Origin of the sequence: Paenibacillus sp. IITD108 (assembly GCF_036541265.1) — a bacterium.
Classification (GTDB): domain Bacteria; phylum Bacillota; class Bacilli; order Paenibacillales; family Paenibacillaceae; genus Pristimantibacillus.
Genome location: NZ_JAZHCT010000006.1, coordinates 150,034 through 166,491, shown reverse-complemented (window position 1 = coordinate 166,491; position 16,458 = coordinate 150,034). Strand labels below are relative to the sequence as shown.

15 protein-coding genes are annotated in these 16,458 nt (G+C 42.5%); 8 read left to right on the top strand and 7 right to left on the bottom strand.

The window, feature by feature from the left end; translation table 11 throughout:
- The 7 genes from ureG to V1L65_RS07380 all read right to left on the bottom strand — a co-directional run bounded on the left by ureG (position 1) and on the right by V1L65_RS07380 (position 5,534).
- Complete coding sequence (gene ureG / locus V1L65_RS07410) at positions 1-609, bottom strand: urease accessory protein UreG (protein ID WP_331698471.1); 609 nt, start codon at positions 607-609, stop codon at positions 1-3.
- Between the two features lie 34 nt (positions 610-643).
- On the bottom strand, positions 644-1,330 hold the full coding sequence (locus V1L65_RS07405; protein WP_331698470.1) for an urease accessory protein UreF: 687 nt from the start codon (positions 1,328-1,330) through the stop codon (positions 644-646).
- A complete protein-coding gene (gene ureE / locus V1L65_RS07400) occupies positions 1,323-1,778 on the bottom strand; it encodes an urease accessory protein UreE (protein ID WP_331698469.1) in 456 nt (151 codons plus the stop codon). The genes V1L65_RS07405 and ureE overlap by 8 nt, the downstream gene beginning before the upstream one ends.
- 194 nt (positions 1,779-1,972) lie before the next feature.
- The gene (ureC, locus tag V1L65_RS07395; protein WP_331698468.1) at positions 1,973-3,685 is read right to left on the bottom strand and encodes an urease subunit alpha; all 1,713 of its coding nucleotides are present in this window, start codon (positions 3,683-3,685) and stop codon (positions 1,973-1,975) included.
- Between the two features lie 2 nt (positions 3,686-3,687).
- Positions 3,688-4,005, bottom strand: coding sequence for an urease subunit beta (locus tag V1L65_RS07390; RefSeq protein ID WP_331698467.1), 318 nt, complete (start codon positions 4,003-4,005; stop codon positions 3,688-3,690).
- 16 nt (positions 4,006-4,021) lie between these two features.
- On the bottom strand, positions 4,022-4,324 hold the full coding sequence (locus tag V1L65_RS07385) for an urease subunit gamma (protein WP_331698545.1): 303 nt from the start codon (positions 4,322-4,324) through the stop codon (positions 4,022-4,024).
- Positions 4,325-4,664: 340 nt separating this feature from the next.
- The gene (locus V1L65_RS07380) at positions 4,665-5,534 is read right to left on the bottom strand and encodes a helix-turn-helix domain-containing protein (protein WP_331698466.1); all 870 of its coding nucleotides are present in this window, start codon (positions 5,532-5,534) and stop codon (positions 4,665-4,667) included.
- 221 nt (positions 5,535-5,755) lie between these two features.
- On the opposite strand from V1L65_RS07380, the gene V1L65_RS07375 reads away from it, so the two are divergent.
- The 8 genes from V1L65_RS07375 (at position 5,756) to V1L65_RS07340 (ending at position 16,384) form a co-directional block, all read left to right on the top strand.
- Entirely contained in the window at positions 5,756-6,751 is a 996-nt protein-coding gene (locus V1L65_RS07375; protein ID WP_331698465.1) for a glycoside hydrolase family 172 protein, read from the top strand.
- Between the two features lie 25 nt (positions 6,752-6,776).
- Positions 6,777-9,197 carry a GH116 family glycosyl-hydrolase gene (locus V1L65_RS07370; RefSeq protein WP_331698464.1) on the top strand — a complete coding sequence of 807 codons (2,421 nt, stop codon included), beginning with the start codon at positions 6,777-6,779 and terminating at the stop codon, positions 9,195-9,197.
- A gap of 84 nt (positions 9,198-9,281) precedes the next feature.
- Positions 9,282-11,093: a peptide ABC transporter substrate-binding protein gene (locus V1L65_RS07365; RefSeq protein WP_331698463.1), complete on the top strand. Its 1,812-nt coding sequence runs from the start codon at positions 9,282-9,284 to the stop codon at positions 11,091-11,093.
- 81 nt (positions 11,094-11,174) lie between these two features.
- Positions 11,175-12,146, top strand: a complete 972-nt coding sequence (locus V1L65_RS07360) for an ABC transporter permease (protein WP_331698462.1) — start codon at positions 11,175-11,177, stop codon at positions 12,144-12,146.
- Position 12,147: 1 nt separating this feature from the next.
- Positions 12,148-13,053 (top strand): ABC transporter permease, encoded by a 906-nt coding sequence (locus V1L65_RS07355; protein WP_331698461.1) that lies wholly within the window; start codon positions 12,148-12,150, stop codon positions 13,051-13,053.
- 8 nt (positions 13,054-13,061) lie between these two features.
- A complete protein-coding gene (locus V1L65_RS07350; RefSeq protein WP_331698460.1) occupies positions 13,062-14,051 on the top strand; it encodes an ABC transporter ATP-binding protein in 990 nt (329 codons plus the stop codon).
- Positions 14,029-14,997 (top strand): ABC transporter ATP-binding protein, encoded by a 969-nt coding sequence (locus V1L65_RS07345; RefSeq protein ID WP_331698459.1) that lies wholly within the window; start codon positions 14,029-14,031, stop codon positions 14,995-14,997. The genes V1L65_RS07350 and V1L65_RS07345 overlap by 23 nt, the downstream gene beginning before the upstream one ends.
- A gap of 13 nt (positions 14,998-15,010) precedes the next feature.
- The gene (locus V1L65_RS07340; RefSeq protein WP_331698458.1) at positions 15,011-16,384 is read left to right on the top strand and encodes an FAD-dependent oxidoreductase; all 1,374 of its coding nucleotides are present in this window, start codon (positions 15,011-15,013) and stop codon (positions 16,382-16,384) included.
- Positions 16,385-16,458 lie beyond the last annotated feature (74 nt).

The following is a 16,458-nucleotide window of genomic DNA, read 5'->3' as shown; positions in this document are numbered from 1 at the left end:
TTATTCCAATCCTTTTAACAATACATGCTTGTTAATCCAGTCTATGATTTCGTCGAGGCCTTCATTTTCTTTTAAATTCGAAAATACAAAAGGCTTCTCTCCGCGAAACACTTTTGTATCCTTTGCCATTACTTCAAGACTTGCGCCGACATAAGGAGCAAGATCCGTTTTATTAATAATGAACAGGTCGGACTTGATCATGCCTTGTCCGCCTTTGCGAGGGATTTTCTCGCCTTGCGCTACGTCAATAATGTAGATAGAGAAATCAGCCAGCTCGGGGCTGAACGTTGCGGCCAAGTTGTCTCCGCCTGATTCGATAAAAATCAGCTCAACATCAGGATGGCGCTCTATTAAATCATCGATTGCAGCAAAGTTCATGGATGCATCTTCGCGAATGGCGGTATGCGGACAGCCGCCCGTTTCCACTCCGATGATGCGGTCTTCTGGAAGAACGCCGTTTTGCATCAAGAATTTAGCATCCTCTTTAGTATAAATATCATTAGTAACAACTGCCATGCTGACATCTGTCATATGGCGAGTCAGTTTCTCTACAAGCATCGTTTTACCTGCTCCAACAGGTCCTCCGACTCCAATTTTTACGGGTTGCATATATAACACGTCCTTTTCTAATTCCATTGCAATGTTAAGACATGAATATCCGAATATGGACACGCTCATGCTTCATTTGCGACAGCTCAATACCCGGAGAAACGATTCCGAAATCGTCCTCCGTCAGCTGTATAATCGTCTCAACTGCTTGTTCAAGCTCGGATTGGAACTGTTGAATTATTTTCTGTCCTGCTGTTTGTCCTAGCGGTATGGCGCGTACTGCGTTTTGAACCTGGCTGGAAATAGCCGAATATAAATAATAGAGGATGGAGGTTGATTGAGACACTCCAAGTCCGTGAGCGACCATCGCGAATACGATGGCAGGGTGGCCGAATGATTGTTTTTTTGTAATATTTGCTCTGTACTGAGAGAGGATGGGCATGCCATACAATTCTTCTGTCAGCTTTAACATGCGATTGCCGATCATTTGAGTACCTTGCCTAGTTTCTCTAGGCAAGTTTTGAACGGTAATCCGTCGATCCATTTCCCAGATGCGAGAAATATCCTCACTTTGGAGTGCTTCATACACTTGGCGGCAGGCAAGTCCATCTGAGTAGGTTAATTGCTCATGCAAATATACGCGCAGCCATTGTGAGAACGACGATGCATCATGCACCTTGTCTTCTTGAATATAGCTTTCCAATCCAAAGGAATGGCTGAATGCGCCTGTCGGAAAATTGGAATCGCATAGCTGTAACAAGGAGAGAAGCTTATTATCCATGACTATGTCCAATATGGCGGAATGCTTGCTTCACTTTGCGTTCCTCGCGCTTATAAGGAATTTCCAGTTGTTGCAGAAGCTCCTCAACCAAATAATCATATTGTACGAGCATATCATTATCTTCGAATTGAGCAGGCAAATGACGGTTGCCTAATTGATGGGCGATATTGCCCATTTCCATTATGCTGCGCGGGCTAATGACTAGAAGATCATCGGACAATACATCGATAATGATCATATTTTTATCATCCATATATAGAATGTCGCCTGCCAGCAGGTCACGTTGATCGGTTAGACGAATGCCGATTTCCTTGCCATGATCGGTCGTTACACGGTTAATTCTTTTGACCAAATGAGCGCTCTCCATATAAACCTTTTCCTTATGGCGCTTATTCAATTCTTCCGGGCTTAAATCTTTTATATTAGCTACTACTTTCTCGATTATCATTAAGATTCTCCTTAAAATGAGTGTTCAAAAAGTCCGGTTTTCAGAACCGAGAATATTGTATGAAACTAGAAATCGGAGGCGCGGAGCGTACTTAAAGGTACGTGAGCACTGGAGATTTCGGTTGAATGCAAGATTCGATGTCGAGACGCTCCTGAGCTACTTCGTTATCAAAATTGGACTTTTTGAACTACCTCTTAAAATAAGAAATAGCGTTGACCCATTGGCACACGATCTACAGGCTCACATGTCAGTAATTCCCCGTTTACTCGAACTTCATAGGTTTGCGGATCAACTGTAATATGAGGCGTTTCGAAGTTAAGCTTCATATCTTTTTTGGACAGGGTGCGGATACCGCCAACCGGGAGAATAATCTTTTTCAGTCCTAGCTGTTCATGAATGCCATTGTCAAATGCCGCTTGAGAAATAAAGGTAACAGAGCTTTTTGCAAGTGCTGCACCGGTTTGTGCGTACATAGGTCTATAAATATATGGCTGTGGAGTTGGAATGGATGCGTTGGCATCGCCCATCAGGCTTACGACGGCAAATCCATTTTTGAGCACCATTTCAGGCTTAACGCCAAAAAACTTAGGAGACCACAGCACGAGGTCAGCCATTTTGCCAACTTCAATCGAACCAACATGCTGAGAAATACCGTGTGTAATTGCAGGATTAATTGTATATTTGGCGACGTAACGTTTAGCACGGTTATTATCGGCGTAAGTGCTGTCACCGCTCATCGTGCCGCGCTGCTGTTTCATTTTATCCGCTGTTTGCCAAGTACGCAGAACTACTTCTCCTACACGACCCATTGCCTGTGCATCAGAGCTGACCATACTGAATACGCCCATATCGTGAAGAATGTCTTCAGCGGCAATCGTTTCTCTTCTAATTCTAGAATCTGCAAAAGCAATATCTTCTGGAACAGATGGATTCAAATGGTGGCAAACCATAACCATATCGAGATGCTCATCGATTGTATTCACTGTATATGGCAGCGTCGGGTTAGTGGAAGATGGCAAAATATTAGAGTAGCCAGCTGATTTAATTAAATCGGGAGCATGTCCACCGCCAGCGCCTTCTGTATGGTACATATGAAGAACGCGATCTTTTACAGCAGCCATTGTGTTTTCCATAAAGCCGCCTTCGTTCAAGGTGTCCGCATGGAGTGCAACTTGGATATCATATTCGTCAGCAACTTGTAAGGCATAATCCAGTGAAGAAGCAGTAGCTCCCCAATCTTCATGAACCTTGAGGCCGATAACGCCTGCTCGAACCTGTTCCGCCAATGGCTCGGTCGCTGCTGCATGTCCTTTGCCGGTAAAGCCGACATTGATCGGAAGTCCTTCAGCAGCTGCCAGCATGCGGTGGATATTCCATTCGCCCGGCGTTATAGTTGTAGCTCTTGAGCCTGCTGCCGGTCCAGTACCGCCGCCAATTAACGTAGTAGTGCCAGACGTCAGCGCCACCTGCACCTGCTCAGGATTAATAAAGTGGACATGCGTATCGATAGCTCCCGCTGTTACGATCAAGCCTTCACCTGCAATAATCTCAGTAGAGGCACCGATAATAATATCAACATTATCCATAACAAGCGGATTGCCGCTTTTTCCTATTCCTGATATTTTCCCATCTGTAATCGCTAAATCTGCTTTGTAAATCCCAGTGTAGTCAAAAATAACGATATTTGTAATGACAACATCAGCTACGCCATCTCCTCGAGTAGCAAGAGGATGCTGCCCCATTCCGTCACGGATAACCTTGCCGCCGCCAAAAACAACTTCTTCGCCGTAAGATGTATAATCTTTCTCTATTTGAATGAACAAGTCCGTATCTGCCAGACGAATCGAATCGCCTGTTGTCGGGCCGAACATTTCTGCATATTGTCTTCTCGACATCTTAAAGCTCATGATTATTCCTCTCCTTCTAAGCTGCCGTCTACTTTATTATTGAAGCCGTATATTCGGCGTTCGCCAGCAAATGGAATAAGCTGGATATCCTTTGCGTCTCCAGGCTCGAAGCGTACAGCGGCACCAGCGGGAATATTCAATCTTTTTCCGTAAGCTTGATCTCTATCAAATTGCAGAGCTTCATTAACCTCATAAAAATGAAAATGCGAACCAACCTGTACAGGACGATCCCCAGTGTTTGTTACTGAAATAACATTTATCTGCTTGCCTTCGTTACAAATAATTTTATCTTCCTTGAGAATATACTCTCCTGGTATCATGGCACATTCCTCCTGATTATCTGATTGGGCTGTGGACGGTAACTAGCTTGGTGCCGTCTGGAAAAGTAGCTTCCACCTGAATATCAGCAATCATTTCGGGAATGCCTTCCATTACATCTTCTCTTGTAAGAATAGAAGCTCCATATTCCATCAGTTCAGCAACTGTTTTACCATCTCTCGCCCCTTCCAACAGCTCGTAGGTAATAATAGCGACCGCTTCAGGGTGATTAAGCTTAAGACCCCTGTCTTTTCGGCGCTTTGCAAGATCTGCAGCTACTACAATCATGAGTTTATCCATTTCTCTAGGCAATAGATGCAATACGTTCAACCTCCTGTAGTAATTCTAAGATTCGATGTCTACCGTGGATGACCACTAGACGATTTTAGCATATAAAAAATGTGGGGTATAGCATAACCTAACATTAAATATACAAACCATGTGAAAGTGGGAGAAAACATTGGTGTTATCACGTTTTTGGGAGTTTTAATGTATGAAAATGGGTCTTGTAGAGGCGGCGATGAAGAGTTGGAAATTGAAATTCGGATGAGGCGATATATGGAAATCTGGCTTGATCATGAGGACTCTATTACGGATTTAAAGAAATTCAATATGATTGCAAAAAATTCAATACAGATAATTGTATCATCTATCTTTATCATTAATTATAGATTCTTCTTCGATAATAGGCTGGTGAAACTCCTTGATTAATCTTGAAGGTACGACTAAAGGAGTGAATGCTTGAGTAGCCAAAAGTTTCTGCAATTTCAGAGATACTTTTATTGGAATATAGAATCATTTCTTTGGCCTTTTCCATTCGCATAGCTTGCTGATATTGTAGGGGCGACATGTGAAAGGCAAGCTTAAACAATCTTAGAAAGTGAGATTTGCTTAATTTGGCCATTTTGGACAAATGATCAAGATTAGCTGTTTCATGAAGGTTAATGCTTAAATATTCTTTCACACTCTGCAACGCCTCCCAATGTGAGACAATATATTCATTTTGATAATGGTTAAGCTGTTGCAAGAGAGTGACCCAGAGATTGATTAGAAGCCCTTTTGCATTTATTTCATAGTAAGGCATTTTTTGCTCAAAGGTATGAATTAGATTTAGAAGTTTATTTTCGATCTTTACAGGGTCGGTTAGTTTTATGTAATTGGGAATGTTTAGACCAGCCGTTACATCAGGGCGAAACCATGAAAGCTGATTTGCAGAAATTTTGTTAAGCGGTTGAAAGCTAAGCTGTACATCCGGACTGTTATCTTCATAGAAAAAATCAAAATGAATATGAGGTTGATGAACGACCTCATCTCCAATGAAAGTTATAGAATGACGCTGTTTTGGCTTGAAAAAAAACAAGTCTTCTGGCTGTCCATAATATACCTCATCCTCAACCGTAACAATAATTTTCCCGGATTTAACATAAAGTATCTCGTAATCAAACAATACTCGTTCTCTAATTTTCCATGGGGGTTGAATTTTACTGTCAAGCGCTACTCTCACATAAGGTGAAATTGTATTCAGATTCACATTTAGCCCTCCGTAAAATGATTATTTCGGTTAAATAAGTGAGCTTACGGGATAAATAAATTAGCAATTACCTGTGCTACTATTCTAATATACAAAACTTTTTTTGTATATATTTCTAAATTTGGGAGATGTGTGAAATGGAGTGGAGTAGCTTGAGTATGGGAATCGGAGGTCTTAGCAAATTATCCAATGCTCTAACAAGATCTATAAGTGGGGAAAACATGAACGGCGCAAAGGGAAAAGGAGGTATGGCCGTCTCAGGCACCGGAGAAGCTTATGCTCGTGATCTTGGAATTGGGTGGAAGGTCTCACCTTCAATCTACATAGATGGGAACAGCTTGTTTACAATTGCTGAAATAGGAGAAAGCGGTTGCATACAGCATATATGGATGACTTGCCATCCAAGCGCCTGGAGAAGCTTAATTATTCGAATGTATTGGGATGGAGAGGAAGAGCCTTCAGTGGAAGTGCCTATTGGAGATTTTTTTTGCAACGGGTGGTGTGAGCGAAGCAATGTGAATTCGTTAATGGTAGCGGTTAATCCTGCAGGTGGCTTTAACTGTTATTGGGAGATGCCATTTCGGAAGCATGCACGAATAACGGTGGAAAATATAAACAATAAAAGTGAGGTTTTGTTTTATCAGATTGATTATGCCTTAACCGAAGTTCCTAATGATGCGGCTTATTTCCATGCACTGTGGAGGAGAAGTAATCCACTTGCCTATAAAGATGTTCATACTATATTAGATGGCGTCACAGGTCAAGGTCACTTTGTCGGTACTTATTTGGCTTGGCAGTCCAATAACACAGGCTGGTGGGGAGAAGGGGAAATCAAAGTTTATATGGATGGAGATTCTGATTTCCCTACTATTTGCGGAACAGGGACAGAGGATTATTTTGGCGGCGCTTGGAATTTCGAACACCCACAAGGGGAGTATGGCACTTACTCGACAGCTTTTCTAGGCTTCCATCAAGTCATAAAGCCTGACGGATTATACAGAAGTCAACAGCGCTTCGGTATGTATAGGTGGCATATTATGGATCCAATTCGATTTCAAAGGGATCTGCGCATCACGATTCAAGCGCTTGGTTGGCGCAATGATGGAAGATACTTGCCGCTTAAGGATGATATCGCATCTACTGCATTCTGGTACCAGGCAGAACCGCATCAAGCCTTTCCAAAGCTTCCTGTAAATGATGATCTTGAAGTTAATTAATAATTAATTTAAGGGGCGTGTATATGTGACTATTAGGTATAACGGTGCTGTTGCCTCTGAAGCGGCCTTCCTTCTCGGAGGTATTGGAACCGGCAATGTTTCGATAGGAAGTCGAGGAGAATTTAGGGACTGGGAAATATTTAACAAGCCTGAGAAGGGATTGTCTTTGCCTAATACGTTTTTTTCAATTAGAGCATTACCTGATGGCGGAAAGCCAATAAGCAAAATTTTAGAACGAAGGATCAGACCGCCTTATTCCAATTCTCACGGATATCATCCCTACACTGGCGCAGGTCTGCCAAGAATGAAAGAATCGACGATGGAAGTTGAATATCCCTTTGTTCGAATATCATTTGAAGATGATGAGCTTCCTGTTAGCGTGTCCATGGAAGCCTATACGCCCTTTATTCCATTAAACTGCAAGGATTCTTCCCTGCCTGGTACCGTCTTGACGTATACGGTTACCAATAAGGTTAATGAAAGCGTAGAAATCACACTGGCCGGTTCAATTATGAATCCGATTGGAGATGTAAAATTCGGTCAATTCGGTCAGATGAATTCCCCTAATATGGCACGCAATATTAATGATTTTCGTGAGGAGTGCTTCGTTCAAGGATTGTTCATGCGTTCGGAAAATCATGAGCGAAGCAGCTTATATTTTGGAAATATGGCGCTTGTCACAACATGGAAATCCGTCACTTACAAGCGCGCCTGGCTTCGAGGCTCTTCTTATGAACAACTTCAGCAGTTTTGGGAGGACTTTCATGAAGACGGCAAGCTTGAAGATTTAGAATATATAGACCCGACAGCTGCTTATCAAACGGATACGGGCTCTCTCGGTGTATGCCATAAGCTTCAGCCGGGAGAAAGTGTAAAGTTTGAATTTATTTTAAGCTGGTATTTCCCAAATCGGATTAACGGATGGAATGATGAAATTAGAATCAAGCGCGAAGGAGAGCAAATTACGCGAAATTTTTACAGCAACGACTTTTCTGATGCTTGGGAGGTAGCAAAATATATTGCAGAGGAACAAAGTCGCTTGAAGGGTCAGTCATTGCTTTTTTCAAAAGCGATGTACGACAGCTCGTTGCCTCCTGAAATTATAGACGCTGCAATGAGCAATATTACGGTTCTCCGAAGTACAACCTGTTTTCGGCTAAGCGATGGCAGATTCCTTGGGTATGAAGGAACCTTTAATAGCGGAGGATGCTGCGAGGGAAACTGCACACATGTTTGGAATTATGCTCAGACTGTTGCCTATCTGTTTCCTGAGTTGGAGCAGTCCATGCGGAGAATAGAGTTTCTTGAGGAAGTGGAAGACAATGGGTGGATGAATTTTCGAGCTTACAAAATGTTTGATGCCAAATGGCAAATGTGGGGCTATGATCAAACACCGCCTTCAACGGATGGACAGTTAGGCTCCATTATGCGTGTATATCGGGAATGGAAATTGTCAGGTGACGATAATTTTTTGCAAGAACTATGGCCATCTATGAAAAAAACGCTTGATTTTGCTTTCATTTATTGGGATGAGGACAATGATTTTGTCATGGAAGGCAAGCAGCATGTCACCTATGATATTGATTTTTATGGAGCAAACGCATTGACTGGAACATTATTGCTCGGCGCTTTGAAGACGTCTGCCGAGATAGCAACTTATTTAGGCGATCTAGTGTTGGCGAGCAAGTACACTAACGCACTGCAGGAGAGCACCAGCAAACTACACGAAAGGCTATGGAATGGAGAATATTATGAACAGGACAGCAGGGATGATGAATTTAAATATCAATACGGTGCTGGCTGCTTATCCGATCAGTTGCTTGGTCAGCAATTGGCGCATTTGTATGGGTTAGGTTATTTATTGCCGCCTAATTGTGTGCAGAAAGCTGTTCACTCCATTTATCGCTATAACTTTAGACGAGGATTTGAGCAACATTTGAATTGTCAAAGGACATATGCTTTGAGTGATGAATCGGGCCTTGTCCTATGCAGCTGGCCCAGAGGAAAGAGACCGCGTACTCCATTTATTTATTCCGATGAGGTTTGGAGCGGGGTAGAGTACCAAGTAGCGACTCATCTTATATTAGAAGGTTATTTAGATGAAGGCTTGGAACTCGTTCAAGCAGTGCGAGAGAGACATGATGGAATAAAAAGAAATCCTTGGAACGAGGTTGAATGCGGTCACCATTATGTTCGGTCCATGGCTAGCTGGGGGCTTATTCTAGCGATGAGCGGTTTTGTGGCAGATCTTGTAAATAAGAAGATTTATTTTAAGCCGATTATGAGTCAAAACAATTTCAGAACCTTCTGGAGTATGGGGAGAGCATGGGGGGTTTACCAGCAATGGAAAACCGAGAAGGGAGGAGATGATTTTCATATAGAGGTGTTGTATGGAAATGCTGATGGAATTACTGTAGTGGCTTGCGGCAAAGAACTGGTTCTGTAGTGGAAACGAAAATACGTTAAATTGAAAGCGTTTCATTAAAGTTTCAAGTTGATTTATAACTCATTATTAAGGGGAAATGTTGAGATGCAGACTAAGTCAGTGCTCATTTTCTTAATTGTACTTATTGTTGCTGTGACCATGACGGGTTGTACTGGAAACTCACCTAAGCCAGTGGATATGTCTGAAGATACGGGCAAGAAGGAGGTGGAGAAAAACAACGATTCAACAGCCAATCCTGTTCCCAAGGAAGGAAAGGAGAAGAAAATAGGCGGCGGAGGCAAGCTCACGATGTTTTACACAGCACCTGAATCATTGGATTGGCGTTATGGGGGCTGGGCTGTTATTTATGCAAGACAGCTGTACTCAGAAGGGCTAACGAGGCTGAATGAAAATTACAAAGCTATACCGGGGATGGCGAAGGAATGGTCAACTGATGATGAAGGGAAAACTTGGACATTCCTTATTAACGAGGATGCAAAATGGTCAAATGGTGATAAGTTCACCGCATTCGATATTGTACGCTCTTGGCAGCATACAATAGATCCTGCAGTTTGGTCCCAGAAAAATAACACTCCATGGTATACAACAGGTGAGTCGGAAATTGTGAATCAAAAGGATATTATGGCTGGCAAAACAAAACCGACGGAGCTTGGTGTAGAAGCAAAGGACGACCACACCCTTATCGTTCATTTGGTTAATCCGATAATGGATTTTCCTGAACGTGCGGCAATGAACTGGGGATTAGCTTTGCATAGCAATGTAATGGAAGACCCCGATCATGCATTTAAAGTAGAAAATATTGTAGTCAACGGTCCTTATAAACCGAAGGAATTTACGATTAATGAAAAAACAGTATGGATACCTAATGAACATTATTACGATAATGTGACGTTGGATGAAATTACTTTGAAAATGGCAGATAATGCAGCGCAAACTAATTTACCCGCTTATATGAATAATGAAGTTCAAATTATGCAAGTAACAGCCGCCGAGCTTGCCGCAATTGAAAAAGATCCGACGCTAAGCAAGGAATTGGTATCAAATACTTCCGCAGGCTTTAAAGTATTAACCTACTTGAATAACTCGCCAAACAGTGTGCTTGAAGATCCGCGTATCGGATTGGCGCTCAATATGGCTATTGATAAGGAGTTGTTGGCCAAAACGGTGTCGAGAGGAACCGTTGAGCCAATAAATTCATTAATCCCTTCCTTCATTGATCCTAATTGGCCGAACCAGCTGACCTATGATGTAGAAAAAGCGCAGCAGCTTCTTGCAGATGCCGGATTTCCTGATGGAAAGGGGCTGCCAACTATCCAAATATCAGTAGCGCATGGAGCCAGTGTAGATCCTTTTATTCTAGGTGTGAAGGAACAATGGGAAACAAATCTTGGCATTAAAGTACAAGTAGATAATATTGGGGATTGGGGAGCTTGGTGGACTAAAATTAATAATCCATTAGAGGAAAACTATGTAGGCTTTTATGATGATGCCTATACCCCTGCCTATGCTTCAGCCATACCTTTGCTCACCCAAGGCATGGATTATTTCAAAAAATCGTTCTCCGGCAAAAAGTATAAAGAGTTTGTAAGTATTCGAGATAATAAAGAGTTGGACAATGCGACCCGTTTGCAACGCTTGGATGAGTTTTTCCTTACAAACGCTACTGATAACGGCAGAAAATACAAGGAACTGGTCGATCAGATTTTAACTTCTGATTCTGCTACAAAGCAAAAGCTTGCAAAAGAAGCGGATCAGCTTCGGCTTGAATCAGGTCTCTATATTCCATTATATGCTTGGAAATCGTTTTTCCTTGTTAAATCAAATGTTAAAGGATATATTGCAGACAAATTATTCTTAGGCAAGCCTCTATATTTCAATGGAATAACTACAAATTAATAACAAATAAAAGGAGCAATCGGGGGGGGGGCAGAATAGCGATTCCGATTGCTTCCATTTTTACTTGAGGAGGTGGCGCAAGTGCTCATTTATGTAGCAAAGAGAATATTTTTTATAGTAATAGCGTTAGTTATTATCTCATTATTGACGTTTACATTAATGCAATTCGTGCCTGGAAACTTCCTTGAGCTGAAGGAAGTGCAGCTTAGAATTTCGGGCTCTGGAGCTAGCCAAGAGCTTAATGAAAAAATGCTTAAGGATTTTCAGGATAAATGGGGTCTTAATGAGCCGCAGTATATCCAGTTTCTTAAGTTTTTGAAAGGGGCCTTTACTTGGGATTTCGGTCCGTCCTATCAGTATCCAGATAAGCCCATGCAGGAACTGATAATGGAGCAGCTGCCTATATCGTTGAAGTTAGCTTTATTTGCGGTAGCCTTGGCACTACTAATCGGAATTCCAATTGGGATATTAGCTGCAGTAAAGCAAAATTCAGCGTGGGATTTTGTACCAATGGGCTTATCCGTATTTGCCATGAGCATCCCGGCTTTTATAGTAGGGGTACTGCTTATTCTACTCTTAAGTTTGCAGCTTAAATGGCTGCCGACTCAAGGCTGGGGGAATTGGTATAACTATATCATTCCAGTTGTGGCGTTATCTGCTGGACCAGTTGCCATCATTGCCAGATACATTCGCTCGAGTCTTATCGAGCAGCTGAGACAGGATTATGTTACTTCAGCCTGGGCTAAGGGCGGGAATTTCAAACAAGTAGTATTTGGACATGCACTAAGAAATTCATTAATACCATTGGTAACCATAATGGGGCCAATGATCTCAGGATTAATAGCCTCGGCTGTCGTTGTTGAAGTTATGTTTTTAATACCGGGGATGGGAATAAATTTCGCCGGCGCAGCGGGAAATCGGGATCTACCAATGTTAATGTCTTTTACTTTTGTATATGGCATTATCGTCATGATAGCAAATTTCATGGTGGATATTGCCTATACCGTTATAGATCCACGAATTCGTTATCAACGGACCAAAGGGGGACGTTAGCTTGAGTCAATCTACCGTATTAGCGGAATCAAATCCTGATTCTGCAAGACTTAAACGGAAACAAGAACAAAGCAAAGGATTTTACAGCCGCGCATGGCGTAAATTCCGCAGAAATCGATTAGCGGTTATCGGATTGATATTTGTTTTTCTGTTTGTAGCAGTTGGTATAGTAGGTCCCTGGATTGCCCCTTATCCCTATGATTTTAATAATTATGAAATAACTTATCAGACGCCTGTGAAGGGGCATCCTTTTGGAACAGATGAGCTTGGCAGAGATGTATTCTCCCGATTAATCTACAGCTTGCACAACGCCGTGCTGATTGCCTTTGGGGCGATTGCTATCGAGCTTGTAGTGGGTGGCTTAATCGGATCAATCGCAGCATATGTCGGCGGTCGTCTAGACAATATATTAATGCGAATCGTTGACATTTTTTTTGCATTTCCAGTGCTGCTTATTAATATTATTTTACTTGTTATTATGGGGCGCGGCTTAATTACGATGCTTATAGCAATAGGTCTCACCTCTTGGGTTGGAATGGCCTGGATATCTAGAGGAGCTGTTGTAGCAATCAGAGAAAAGGATTTCGTCGAAGCTGCACGCGCTCTTGGAGCTACAAATTGGCAAATTATTAGAAGATACATTGCTCCTAATGCAGTTGCTCCCATTATCGTTCAATTAGCCTTTGGCATTCCGTCTGCTATGATGATTGAATCTTCCCTGTCTGCAATCGGCATGGGTTTTGCTCCTCCAATTCCAAGCTGGGGGAATTTAATTACGTCCGGACAAAAATTTATGTGGAGCTTTCCTCATTTATTAATATGGCCGATGATTACATTTGTTTTAGTATTGCTGGCCTTTACATTTGTAGGTGATGGAGTTCGTGATGCGCTTGATCCTAAAGAATGAGGTGAGAGATGTTGGAAAAATTGTTGGAGGTTAAAGAATTACAAGTCCAATTCGAACGAAACGACACAATTGTCAAAGCAGTCAACGGTATATCGTTTGATGTATATAAGAAAGAAATAGTTGGCATCGTCGGAGAAAGCGGCAGCGGTAAAAGTGTTTGCGTAAAAGCTTTAATGGGCTTAATTCCAAAATCCGGGAAAATAGTTAGCGGAAGCGCGACGTTTATGGGTTATGACCTGCTCTCATTAACTGCAAAAGAACAACAGAGTATAAGAGGCAAGGACATTGGCTTTATCTTTCAGGATCCTATGAGTTCATTAAACCCGACGCTTCCAATAGGCAAGCAAATCATGGAGCCGATTCTTTGGCACAAGCTAACTGGAAGGAGTGCCGCTAAAGAGCATACTATTCAATTATTGAAGCGTGTCGGCATTCCTTCACCTGAGCTGAGGATGAAGCAGTATCCGTTTGAGTTTAGCGGCGGTATGCGTCAAAGAGCTGTCATTGCAATGGCGATTGCATGCAGCCCCAAGCTGTTAATAGCAGATGAACCAACTACAGCGCTCGATGTAACAGTACAAGCGCAAATAATGGAGCTAATAAGCTCGATGCGGGATGAACTCGGAATGTCAGTCGTTATAATAACCCATGATTTCGGCGTGGCGGCTCAATATTGCGATCGTATTTTGGTTATGTATGCTGGAAAAATAGTCGAATCGGCCTCAATAAACCAATTTCTATCGGCGCCGCGTCATCCTTATTCCAAAGCGCTGCTGAAGTCTACACCAGTGCTTGGAGTACGCAAATCTCCTGAGCCAATCAATGGCACGCCACCTAATATGAGCGATGATATGCAGGGTTGTGCCTTCGCATCGCGCTGCAATCATGTTACTTCAGCTTGCATAGCGAGTCCAGAGCTTACGGGAGTAGGAGATAATCATTATGCAGCATGCTGGAATATGGACAAAGAGGGGGATGACAATGCAGCAACCGCTTGAGCGCTATCCATTAGTTGAAGCTAGAAATATATATAAAGTGTTCCATACAGGCAGGAATAAGCTCCATGCTTTAAAGGATATATCGTTGTCTATTTATCCCGGTGAAACATTCGGGCTGGTTGGCGAAAGCGGAAGCGGAAAGTCCACTTTGGCTAGAGTGTTACTGAAGCTGCATTCTTCAACAAAGGGCGAAATTTTTTTTGATGGAAATAATATTACTAATTACCAAGATGTCCAAATGCGCCAGCATAGACAAAAAATGCAAATTATATTTCAAGATCCTTATTCTTCATTGTTTCCTCATTTAAGCGTTTGGGCTAACATTACAGAGCCGATTGTACTTCACAATAAACATGTTTCGAGGCAGGAGCGTATGGAAAAGGCCAAGTATTTGATGGAGCTTGTCGGCTTGAACAACTCGATGATGAATGCCTATCCTCATGAATTAAGCGGTGGTCAGCAGCAAAGGGTCGGTATAGCAAGAGCATTGGCACTAAACCCAAAATTTATAGTCTGTGATGAGCCGGTCTCTGCGCTTGACGTTTCTATACAAGCACAAATTTTGAAGCTGCTTCAAAATCTTCAGGAGGAATTCGGGCTAACCTATTTGTTTATTGCACACAACTTGGCTGTAATAGAATCATTTTCTACAAGAGTTGGCGTTATGTACCTTGGAAAAATAGTAGAAACGGCAAAAACAGAGCAATTGTATGACGAGCCTTTGCATCCCTATACGAAAGCATTGCTTTCTGCAGTTCCAAAAGTCAGCCCGGAAAGAAGCCAGGATCGAATTATTCTTGAGGGGGAAGTGCCATCTCCTTTGAATCCGCCTACAGGCTGCCCATTTCATACTCGATGTGCATATGTAATTGATCGATGCAAAACGGAAGATCCGCAGTTTCGTGAAGTTGGTAATGATAGATTTGTAGCATGCCATTTAATTTAAGGAGATGGTTGGATTGACAGAATGGAATCCAAAAAAGGATACAGTATTAACTACGGATGTCCTGGTCGTTGGAGGAGGCACCTCAGGAGCAGTAGCGGCAATTGCAGCCGCCCGTTCGGGAGCTCGTACTATCTTAGTTGAACAAAATGGCTTTCTCGGCGGTACTGCTACCGCAGCGCTGGTCACCCCCATGATGTCCAACCATATCGACCGCCACCCGTTAAATACGGGAATAAGCGAAGAAATCAATACGCTGCTTGCGCAGTCGGGAGACGGTGCGACTGCGCAGGACGGCAACAGCGGATGGTTCAATCCAGAAAAACTAAAATTTGTGTTAGAACATCTGGCGGTTGAAGCAGGGGTTCGCTGTTTATATTATTCATTTGTCCATGAGTTATTAATTGAAAATAATTGCGTTGCAGGCATTGTAGTTGGAAATAAGAGTGGTAGAATATTGATTCGCGCAGAGGTTACAATTGACGCCACAGGTGACGGTGATATTGCCTATCGCTCCAATGCGCCATTCGAATCAGGAAACCCTTATAATAACGGGAAAAATCAAGCCATGTCTATGCGTTTTCATATGGGGAATGTGAGTCTGCCTAAAGTAGCGGATTATATTCGTTCTATTGGAGGCATATGCGCCGATTATCCCTTTATGCATGCGGCTTCAGTATGGGGAAGTCATATGCCGCTAGAGCCAGTACTTCAACAGGCGGTTGATGACGGAATACTTAAACCTTCCGACGGTGAATACTTTCAATTTTTTTCTGTCCCCGGACGACCTGGAGAGCTGGCATTCAATTGCCCCAGAATTACAGGGAATGTGGATGGAACGAATATTTTCCATTTAACAGAGGCTGTTCTACAAGGCAGAGATATTATATTAAGGCTGGAGCAGTTTTTGAAGAGGTATATTCCAGGCTTCGAGCAAGCCTATATAGTGCTGACATCCCAAATGGTTGGAGTGCGTGAGTCCCGAAGAATTATGGGCGAATATACATTAACGGAGAAGGATGTTTGTACAGGCGCCAAGTTTACGGATGCCATTGCTCGGAGCTGCTATCCAATAGATGTTCATAATCCCAATCGTGATGAAAATGGCTCCCCCGATGATTTCAGGCACTTGCCTGAAGGACAATTTTGTGAAATACCGTATCGCTGTCTAGTGCCTAAGAAAATCGATTCATTATTGGTGGCCGGCCGTTGCATTTCAGCAGATTTTTATGCCCAATCCGCTATACGTATTGAATCTAATTGTCGTGCACTTGGCGAAGCCGCAGGCACTGCTGCTGCGATGTGTGTAGAAAGGGGGATTAAGCCTAGGGAACTAGAAGGCGAAACGTTGAGAAGCAAGCTTATTCAAAATGGCTGTAATTTAGCATAGTTGCTATTATAGGGTGAAAATTAGAAGCTGCGGTAACTTCGCAGCTTCTATGTTCTTTTAAACTATATTGCATA

Excerpts from the sequence above, each read along its gene's own strand:
- ureE (WP_331698469.1), bottom strand. The coding sequence starts at position 1,778 with ATGATAATCGAGAAAGTAGTAGCTAATATAAAAGATTTAAGCCCGGAA.
- V1L65_RS07405 (WP_331698470.1), bottom strand. The coding sequence starts at position 1,330 with ATGGATAATAAGCTTCTCTCCTTGTTACAGCTATGCGATTCCAATTTT.
- V1L65_RS07375 (WP_331698465.1), top strand. The coding sequence starts at position 5,756 with ATGAACGGCGCAAAGGGAAAAGGAGGTATGGCCGTCTCAGGCACCGGA.
- V1L65_RS07350 (WP_331698460.1), top strand. The coding sequence starts at position 13,062 with ATGTTGGAAAAATTGTTGGAGGTTAAAGAATTACAAGTCCAATTCGAA.
- ureC (WP_331698468.1), bottom strand. The coding sequence starts at position 3,685 with ATGAGCTTTAAGATGTCGAGAAGACAATATGCAGAAATGTTCGGCCCG.
- V1L65_RS07365 (WP_331698463.1), top strand. The coding sequence starts at position 9,282 with ATGCAGACTAAGTCAGTGCTCATTTTCTTAATTGTACTTATTGTTGCT.
- V1L65_RS07390 (WP_331698467.1), bottom strand. The coding sequence starts at position 4,005 with ATGATACCAGGAGAGTATATTCTCAAGGAAGATAAAATTATTTGTAAC.
- V1L65_RS07345 (WP_331698459.1), top strand. The coding sequence starts at position 14,029 with ATGACAATGCAGCAACCGCTTGAGCGCTATCCATTAGTTGAAGCTAGA.
- ureG (WP_331698471.1), bottom strand. The coding sequence starts at position 609 with ATGCAACCCGTAAAAATTGGAGTCGGAGGACCTGTTGGAGCAGGTAAA.